At 72.6% G+C, this 7,734-nt stretch carries 8 protein-coding genes; 4 read left to right on the top strand and 4 right to left on the bottom strand.

The window, feature by feature from the left end; genetic code table 11:
- Positions 1–377 (bottom strand): hypothetical protein (locus Q7W29_02115; GenBank protein ID MDO9170607.1); only part of this gene is annotated, 377 nt, incomplete at its 3' end.
- Positions 378–735: 358 nt separating this feature from the next.
- Between Q7W29_02115 and Q7W29_02110 the strand changes: the two genes are divergently transcribed.
- The 4 genes from Q7W29_02110 (at position 736) to Q7W29_02095 (ending at position 5,875) form a co-directional block, all read left to right on the top strand.
- A complete protein-coding gene (locus Q7W29_02110; protein ID MDO9170606.1) occupies positions 736–2,463 on the top strand; it encodes an ATP-binding protein in 1,728 nt (575 codons plus the stop codon).
- Entirely contained in the window at positions 2,463–3,812 is a 1,350-nt protein-coding gene (locus tag Q7W29_02105) for a sigma-54 dependent transcriptional regulator (protein ID MDO9170605.1), read from the top strand. Before Q7W29_02110 ends, Q7W29_02105 begins: the two co-directional genes overlap by 1 nt.
- A gap of 273 nt (positions 3,813–4,085) precedes the next feature.
- On the top strand, positions 4,086–4,757 hold the full coding sequence (locus Q7W29_02100; protein MDO9170604.1) for a hypothetical protein: 672 nt from the start codon (positions 4,086–4,088) through the stop codon (positions 4,755–4,757).
- Between the two features lie 11 nt (positions 4,758–4,768).
- The gene (locus Q7W29_02095; GenBank protein ID MDO9170603.1) at positions 4,769–5,875 is read left to right on the top strand and encodes a hypothetical protein; all 1,107 of its coding nucleotides are present in this window, start codon (positions 4,769–4,771) and stop codon (positions 5,873–5,875) included.
- A 23-nt stretch (positions 5,876–5,898) separates the two neighbouring features.
- Here the strand turns inward: Q7W29_02095 and Q7W29_02090 are convergent, their stop codons facing one another.
- From Q7W29_02090 to Q7W29_02080, 3 genes are all read right to left on the bottom strand, one after another.
- Positions 5,899–6,273 (bottom strand): HsmA family protein, encoded by a 375-nt coding sequence (locus tag Q7W29_02090; protein ID MDO9170602.1) that lies wholly within the window; start codon positions 6,271–6,273, stop codon positions 5,899–5,901.
- A gap of 48 nt (positions 6,274–6,321) precedes the next feature.
- Positions 6,322–6,804: a hypothetical protein gene (locus tag Q7W29_02085; GenBank protein MDO9170601.1), complete on the bottom strand. Its 483-nt coding sequence runs from the start codon at positions 6,802–6,804 to the stop codon at positions 6,322–6,324.
- Between the two features lie 113 nt (positions 6,805–6,917).
- Positions 6,918–7,734 (bottom strand): prolyl oligopeptidase family serine peptidase (locus Q7W29_02080; GenBank protein ID MDO9170600.1); only part of this gene is annotated, 817 nt, incomplete at its 5' end.

Below are 7,734 nucleotides of genomic sequence, written 5' to 3'. Positions count from 1 at the left end.
GTGCCGTCGCCGGGGCCGGTGCCGCCGTTGCCGGTGCCGTCGCCCGGGCCGTAGCCGCCGGCGCCGCCGGCCATCGTCTGCCACATGGCCTTCAGACGGTACAGGAAGCCGGCCGGGTTCTCCGCGCCGGTCACGGTGCAGTCGCCGTCGCCGGGGCCGAAGCCGGCGCCCGAGCCGTCCGCGGGCGGGACGTAGTCGGGATCGAGGCCGTTGGGGATGCCGTCGCCGTCGACATCGGGGGCCAGGTCGTTGAAGCCGTCGCCGTTCTCGTCGACGAAGCCGCCGACGCCGTAGCCGTACGACTGGGCGGAGGCCAGCGAACCGATGGCCGTCAGCGCGAGGATCGCGAGCGCGGTGAGTGCGAGCCGGGTCTTCATGGTGTTGCTCCTTCACGTCTGCATGTCTGCCGTAGCGAGGTGTTACGAGCGGCCGATCAAGCATGAGGCGGGCCAGTTCCACGACGCGGCGGCGATCCCGCCCGCAACGCGTTGGCCCCGGGGCGGTTGCGGCTCTTGCCCCGGTGCGCGCCCGCGGCGGCGTCGCCGCACGATTCCGACGATCTGGTCGAATCGTTCGACGATCCTCGTCCCCTCGCAAATGCGCATGTTCCGCGCGGGGGCGCGTGGTCCCCAATCGTTCCTTGTGCTGCGGACGGTCGCGGGGTAAGGTGGCGCAGCCGGCGACTTCGCCGTCCGCGCCGGCCCGCCCATCCCCCGTCGCGGAGCACCTGCCGCCGTGTTCTCCTTCGACAGATCCAGGCTCTGGCTGCTGCGCCCCGTCGTCGTCGTGGCGACGCTGGTGCTGGCGGGAGCCGTGTTCCTCGCCTCGACCGCGCGCGTGATCCGCAGCGCGCGCGCGACGCTGGAGCAGATGACGGTCGGCCACGCCGAGCAGGTCCAGAGCGTGGTCGGCGAGAGCCAGGCGCACGCGCTCGCCGCCTTCGAGGCGTGGGAGACGCAGGCCGGCGAGCGGCTGCTGGCCCTCGCGTCGCTCGTGGACCACCTCGTGCGGGTCGAACGGCGGCCGCAGGCGATGATCGACAGCATCGCCGTCGCCAACGACCTGACCTGCCTGACGGTGCACTGGCCCGACCGGCCCACCCTCGCCGCCGCCGCGGCTCCCGCCGCCGACGGCGAGGCCGCGTGCTGGAACGAGCTCGCCGAGGGCGGCGTGTCGTCGCTGCGTGCCGGCGAGTCGCGCGTGCTGCGCGTGCCCGCGCCCGACGGCGGCGGCTACCGGCTGGTCGGCGCGCTGCGGCGGCCTGACGGCGGCATCGTCTGCGCCGGGATGGACGCCGCGGTCCTGGCGGCCGAGCGGCGGCGGATCGGTCCGGGGCGCCTGCTCCAGGTCCTGGGCCAGCGCAGCGGCACCACCTTCCTCGCGCTGCAGGACGCGGGGGGGATCCTCGCGGCGACGCCCAACGTGGACCGCCTCTCCTCGCTGGCCGGCGACACCGTGCTGGCCCGGGTGATGGCGACCGGCGTGCCGGCCTCGCGCGAGGTCGTGTTCGCGGGGCGCCGCGTGCTGGAGCGGGTCTCGCGGCTCGACGTGGACGGCCGGCCCGTGAGCCTGCTGCGCGTCGGCCTGGACCTGAGCGAGGTCGAGCAGCGGCAGCGCGAGATCGGCCGCAGCCTGGCCGTGCACTCCCTGCTGCTGCTGGTGGCGCTGGGCGCCGGAGCCGCGCTGCTGATCGCCAGCCGGCGGCTGGCGGCCGCCAGGACCGCGTGGGCGCAGGCGCGGCGCGAGGTCACGGCGCTCGAGGAGGAGCGCGCGCGGCGCGAGCGCAGCTTCGCCCTGGGCGAGCTGGCTTCGGGCGTGGCCCACGAGATCCGCAACCCGCTCAACGCGATCCACGTCGTCGCGCAGCGCCTCGGCCGCGAGTTCGTCCCGACGCAGGACGAGGCGGAATACCGGCAGCTGACCGGGACCGTGCGCAGCGAGGTCGGGCGCATCAACCGCATCGTCGAGCAGTTCCTGCGCTACGCCCGGCCGGCCGCGCCCGACCTGCGGCCGACGGACGCCGCGGCGCTGGTGCGCGACGTCGTCACCCTCGTGCGGGGGCGGTTCGAGGCCAAGGGCGTGGAACTCGCCGTGTCGGCGCCCGCGCGCCTGGACCTCGTGGCCGACCCGGACCTGCTGCGCCAGGCGCTGCACAACCTGCTCGACAACGCGCTGGCCGCCTGCCCCGCCGGGGCGCGCACGGACGTCGAGCTGCGGGCCGACGGCGACCGGGTCCAACTGGTCGTCCGCGACACCGGCTGCGGCATCGCGCCGGCCGACCTGGACCGCATCTTCAACCTCTACCACACGACCAAACCGGACGGCACCGGGCTCGGCCTGGCCGTCGTGGACCAGGTCGCCGCGCAGCACGGGGGGCGGGCGCTGGCCGACGGCCGCCCGGGCGGCGGCGCGGTCTTCACGCTCGACCTGCCGCGCGGCGGCGTGCCGGAGGACGCACGATGATGGACGTGAGGGTGCTGATCGTCGACGACGAGGCCGGCCAGCGCGAATCGCTGGGCGGGTTCCTGCTGAAGCGCGGCTACGACGCGGTGCTGGCCGCGGACGGCGAGACGGCGCTGCGGATCATCCACGAGAACGTCGTGGACGTGATGCTCACCGACGTGCGCATGCCCGGCATGGACGGCGCCGAGCTGCTGTCGCGGGCCAAGGCGGCCAACCCCCTGCTCGAGGTCATCGTCATCACGGCCTTCGGCACCATCGCCGACGCGGTCGAGGCGATGAGGCGCGGCGCGTCCGGCTACATCACCAAGCCGATCGACCTCGACGACATCGAGCTGCAGATCCAGCGGGCGGTGGAGCGGCGGCGGCTGTTCTCGGAGGTGCGCGTGCTGCGCCGGCAGGTGGCGGCCACGCACTCGTTCGCCGGGATCGTGGCCGCGAGCCCGGCCATGACCGAAGCGCTGGACCTGGCCTCGCGGGCCGCCGCGACCGACGCCACCGTCCTGATCCGCGGCGAGAGCGGCACCGGCAAGGAGCTCGTCGCGCGCGCGGTCCACCACGCCAGCCCCCGCCGCGACGGGCCGTTCGTGGCGGTCAACTGCGCCGCCTTCGCCGCGACGCTGCTGGAGAGCGAGCTGTTCGGCCACGAGAAGGGCGCCTTCACCGGGGCCGACAAGCAGCGGGCCGGGCGCTTCGAGGCGGCCGCGGGCGGCACCCTCTTCCTGGACGAGATCGGCGACCTGCCGCCGCCGCTGCAGGTGAAGCTGCTGCGCGTGCTGCAGGAGAAGACCTTCGAGCGCGTCGGCAGCAACCAGACCCTGGCCGCCGACGCGCGCATCGTGGCGGCCACCCACCGCGAGCTCGAGCAGATGGTCGCCGACGGGGCCTTCCGGCAGGACCTCTACTACCGGCTCGACGTGGTCAACATCCGCCTGCCGGCACTGCGCGAGCGGCGGGCCGACATCCCGGCGCTCATCGAGCACTTCCGGCTCAAGGCCGCGGCCCAGTACGGCAAGTCGGTGGACTCGATCAGCCGCGAGGCCATGGACCTGCTGGTGAAGCACGACTATCCCGGCAACGTGCGCGAGCTGGAGAACCTGGTGACGCGCATGGTCGTGCTGGCCCGCGGCCCGGCCGCGACGCTCGCCGACCTGCCCGGCGGCACCGGCGGCCACGACACGCGCCGGCTCGACGACTTCCGCGGCGACCTGCCCCGCTTCGTCGAGGAGATCGAGAAGCGCGTCGTCCGCGAGGCCCTCGACGCGGCGGCCGGCAACCGGAGCCAGGCGGCGCGCACGGTGGGCTTGACCGAGCGCAACCTGCGCTACAAACTGCAGAAGTGGGGCTGGTAGGAGCGCCGATTCCGTCGAGCCATTCGACGAAATCGTCGAACGGCGACGGCCGCACGCGGGCCACCATCCGCACAACAGGCTGCATAATAATGAGATGTGCTTTTTCCGCCCACGGGCCGCAAAGTTGCTAGGGGTAGCCGCAAGGTCCTCCGAGGGACTGCGGAGAGCTACTCAACATCGAGTGGACCCCCTCGCACTTGGTAGCGATCCGTAAAGAGGGGGCGGGGAGAGGCGAGGCTCTTCCGCCCCCTCCGACGCTTTAAGGGGATGACGATGCGCAGGGCATTCATCGCGATGGGATTCGTCGCCGCCGCGACCGTCGCGGCGGCTGCCGACATGCCCGGATCGCCCGTGCCGGCCGTCGGTTGGGTCGACCAGGACCGGGACCAGCGCCACGACCTGTTCCGGGACGCCGACGGCGACGGCGCCAACGACGTCGACGGGCGCCTCTACGCCCACCCCTTCGCCTGGGTCGACGCCGACGGCGACCGGCTCAACGACCGCTACCGCGACGCCGACGGCGACGGCGTCAACGACCTCGCGACGGACTTCCGCGACGACGACGGCGACGGACGCAACGACAACGTGCTCGACATGGACGGCGACGGACGCAACGACGTCACCGGCCTGGCCTATACCCGCGACGACCTGCACGGCGACCGCTACGGCTTCGTGCGCGAAAGCGCCCTCTGGGTGGACGAGGACGGCGACGGCTTCCCGGACAACCGGATGGGTCAGGGATCCGAGGGGCGCGAGGGGCAGCAGGACCGCTTCCTGGACCGCGACGGCGACGGCCTGGCCGACGGCTGCTGGTTCCAGGACGGCGGCTTCCAGCACCACAGCGCGACCACCGGTCAGGGCGGTTCCGGGCAAGGCGGCTCCGGCCACGGCGGCTCCGACCAGGGCGGCGGCGGCGGCTCCCCGAACGGCTCGGGCCCCCGGTGACCTTGCCCACCATGCGGCGTGCCGCCCTGCTCCTCGCGGCGGCGCTCGCCTCGCCGCCTGCGATCCTGCAGGCGCGGTCACCCTGGGCCGCGGGCGCCGGCGCCAGCTTCATCTCGACCGAGAACGTGTTCGGCACCGAATCCTCCCCCGGCGACGGCATCGCCGACGGACGCGGCTGGCTGCTCTGGACGCCCGCCGCGTCGCTGCAGCTGGGCGCCTCCGGGCGCCTGGTCCGCTTCCGCGACAACCCGGACCTGAACCACGGCTACCTCCAGGCCTCCGCCGAGCTCCAGCGGACGGCGCCGGGCGCTCGCACGCACTGGCAGGCCGGACTGTCCGCCTCGCGGCGGGCGAACGAGGACCTCTACGCGCCCTACGACTTCCGCGAGGGCGGCGCCTTCGCGTCCGCGAAGCGCTACCTCACCCCCAGCTTCACCGCCCAGCTGCGGGCGGACATCGCCGCGCGGACCTATCCCGACTCCCCGGACGAGGATGCGAAGCGGACCTGGCTGTCCGTCCGGATGCACCGCTCGCTGCCGTCGCGCACGAGCTTCGGCTTCGGCGCGCGCGCGGGCTGGAAGAGCTACGACACCGACCAGCTGGAAGCGGCGGCGGCCTGGGAGGTCTTCGCCCAGGCGGCCCAGTCGCTGTCGACGCGGCTCGCCCTGCGCGCCTGGTGGTCGCGTTCGCAGCTCTACGAGCACGGCGATGTCGCCGCGCAACTCGCCGCGTTCGACAACCCCCTGCTCGACGAGTTCTCCGCCGAAGGGCCCCGCCTCGGCGCCGCCGTGAAGGCGATCCTGCCCCGCAACTGCCTGGCCGAGCTGTCCGCGGAGCTGGCCTGGCTCGACTACCCCGGCCGCCCGCCGCAGGTCTACGATCCCGCGACGGACGAATTCCTGCTCGACGCCGACGAACAGATCGTCCTGGGTCCGGGCGAGCGGAGCGACAACCTGTCGCGGGTCCGCCTCGATCTCGAGCAGCGCATCGTCGCGGCCCTCGGCGGCGCGGGCCTGAGCCTGCGCGCCTCCGTCGAGTGGTCGCACCGGACTTCCAACGATCTCTACTGGGAGTGGAGCGGCTGGTCGGTGCAGGCGGGCGCGGCGATCGAGTACTGACCCCGGCCGGGCGCGGCGCGGGATCAGCCCCGCATGCCCAGGACCATCCCCCCGAAGTAGGGAATCAGCCAGATCAGCCAGACCACGAGCGAGTAGCGGTGGAAGCCGCGGCGCGCCGTCGCGCTGCCGCGTCGCTGGGTGCGGGTGGCCCAGATCGCGTGCGCGAGCATGAGCCACAGCGCGAGCTGGCCGGTGAGCGTGTGCGGGTCGCGCAGGTCGAAGGGGCCGTCGGCGAGGCGGTGCATGGCGAGCGTGCCCGAGACGTCGAACGCCAGCCCGGCCCAGAAGGCCGCGACGTGCCGCGGCCGCAGATCGCGGGCGAAGCGCTCGGACCAGACGCCGAGGGAGTAGAAGAGCAGCGCGAGCGTGATGAGCGTGAAGGAGGCGATCGCGGTCATCGGCACGGCGATCGCCTCCCTCGGATCACGGAGTCGCCGGGTGCGCGGTCAGTGGCCGTGGGCGCCCTGCGCGGCCGTGTATTTCGCGTACTCGTCGATGGTGCGCCGCCCGTGCGCGAGGATCATCGCCACGACCTTCGGGTCCTGGCTGCTCATCACGGTGACCCAGCCGGCCTTGGTCTGGACCTGGTCCATCTTGGCGCCCGACATCATGAGCTGCCCGTAGGACTCGCACATGCCGCACAGGGGCATCTGCTCGCCGGCCATCATCTTGGCGCCGCAGCTCTCGAAGCTCGCCATGAGCTTCTTGAAGCGGTCCTCGTAGCCGGCGGGGTGGGTCGTGACTTCCATCGTGCCGTTGGTCAGCAGGTAGGTATCCCAGGTCATGTGCTGGAACAGGTCCATGTCGACCAGGAGGTTCTTGCACATGCCGCAGTTCTCGAGATCGAGCCAGGCCTTCGGCGCGGCCGACGCCGAACCGGCGCCCAGCAGGACCACGGCCAGAGCCATCATCGCAACGGTCTTCTTCATCGTCGTTCTCCCTTGAATGGTTGGTCCGAAGACCACGCCAAGATACCGGAGAATTACGATCTTGGAAATCAGGATCGGTTGCGATTTACCGCAGGTAAAATTCCGGCCTGCCCTCACGGCGCGACCGGCAGCGGTTCCTGCGCCCCCGCCGCCGTCGCGTCCCCGAGCAGGTAGTGGTCGAACCACGCCAGCTCGCGGGTCTGGTAGTCCAGCATGTGGCTGGGCTTGTTGATGCCGTGCCCCTCGCCCGGGTAGAGCACCAGCCGGCTGGGCACGCCGTTGAGCTGCAGGTAGGTGAACAGTTCGACGGACTGGCGCGGGTCGACCGGCTCGTCGTCCATCCCGTGCATCACCAGCGTCGGGGTGACGATGGCGCCGGCGCGCGAGGCCGGGCTGTGCTCCCACATCCGCTGCAGGTCGCCGTCCCAGGGCCGGTCGTAGCCGTCGATGAACAGCTGCGGGTTGTTCTGCCCCATCGCCGAGACGTAGTTGAAGATGCCGGCGATCGAGACGGCCGCCTGGAAGCGGTCGGTGCGCGAGATCACGTTGTTCGTCGTCAGGCCGCCGTAGGAGTAGCCCGTGAAGCCCATGCGCGCGGGGGCGGCGATGCCGCGCGCGACCAGCTCGTCGCAGGCCGCCATCAGGTCCAGGTGGTCGTCGGTGCCGAAGTTGCGGTAGACGCCGCGCTGGAAGTCCTCGCCGTAGGCGGTGCTGCCGCGCGGGTTGGCGATGAACACCGCGTAGCCGCGGCGGCTCAGCACCTGCCAGGGGTAGCGCGTCGTCCAGGCGTTGCCGTAGCGCGCGAACGGGCCGCCGTGCATCTCCATGACGAAGGGGAACGGGCCGTCGGCGACGGTCTTGCCGGGCGGCAGGAACAGGAAGCCCTCCACCACGGCGCCGCCGTGGCCGGGCAGGTCCAGGCGCAGCGGC

The organism is bacterium, from assembly GCA_030654305.1.
Lineage (GTDB): Bacteria > Krumholzibacteriota > Krumholzibacteriia > LZORAL124-64-63 > LZORAL124-64-63 > PNOJ01.
Note: the sequence above shows the minus strand (reverse complement) of the source record. Positions and strands in the feature narration are given on the sequence as shown.

What these genes read in the sequence shown, in the direction of transcription:
- Q7W29_02100 (MDO9170604.1), top strand. Translation starts at nt 4,086, where the DNA reads ATGCGCAGGGCATTCATCGCGATGGGATTCGTCGCCGCCGCGACCGTC.
- Q7W29_02105 (MDO9170605.1), top strand. Translation starts at nt 2,463, where the DNA reads ATGGACGTGAGGGTGCTGATCGTCGACGACGAGGCCGGCCAGCGCGAA.
- Q7W29_02090 (MDO9170602.1), bottom strand. Translation starts at nt 6,273, where the DNA reads ATGACCGCGATCGCCTCCTTCACGCTCATCACGCTCGCGCTGCTCTTC.
- Q7W29_02095 (MDO9170603.1), top strand. Translation starts at nt 4,769, where the DNA reads ATGCGGCGTGCCGCCCTGCTCCTCGCGGCGGCGCTCGCCTCGCCGCCT.
- Q7W29_02085 (MDO9170601.1), bottom strand. Translation starts at nt 6,804, where the DNA reads ATGAAGAAGACCGTTGCGATGATGGCTCTGGCCGTGGTCCTGCTGGGC.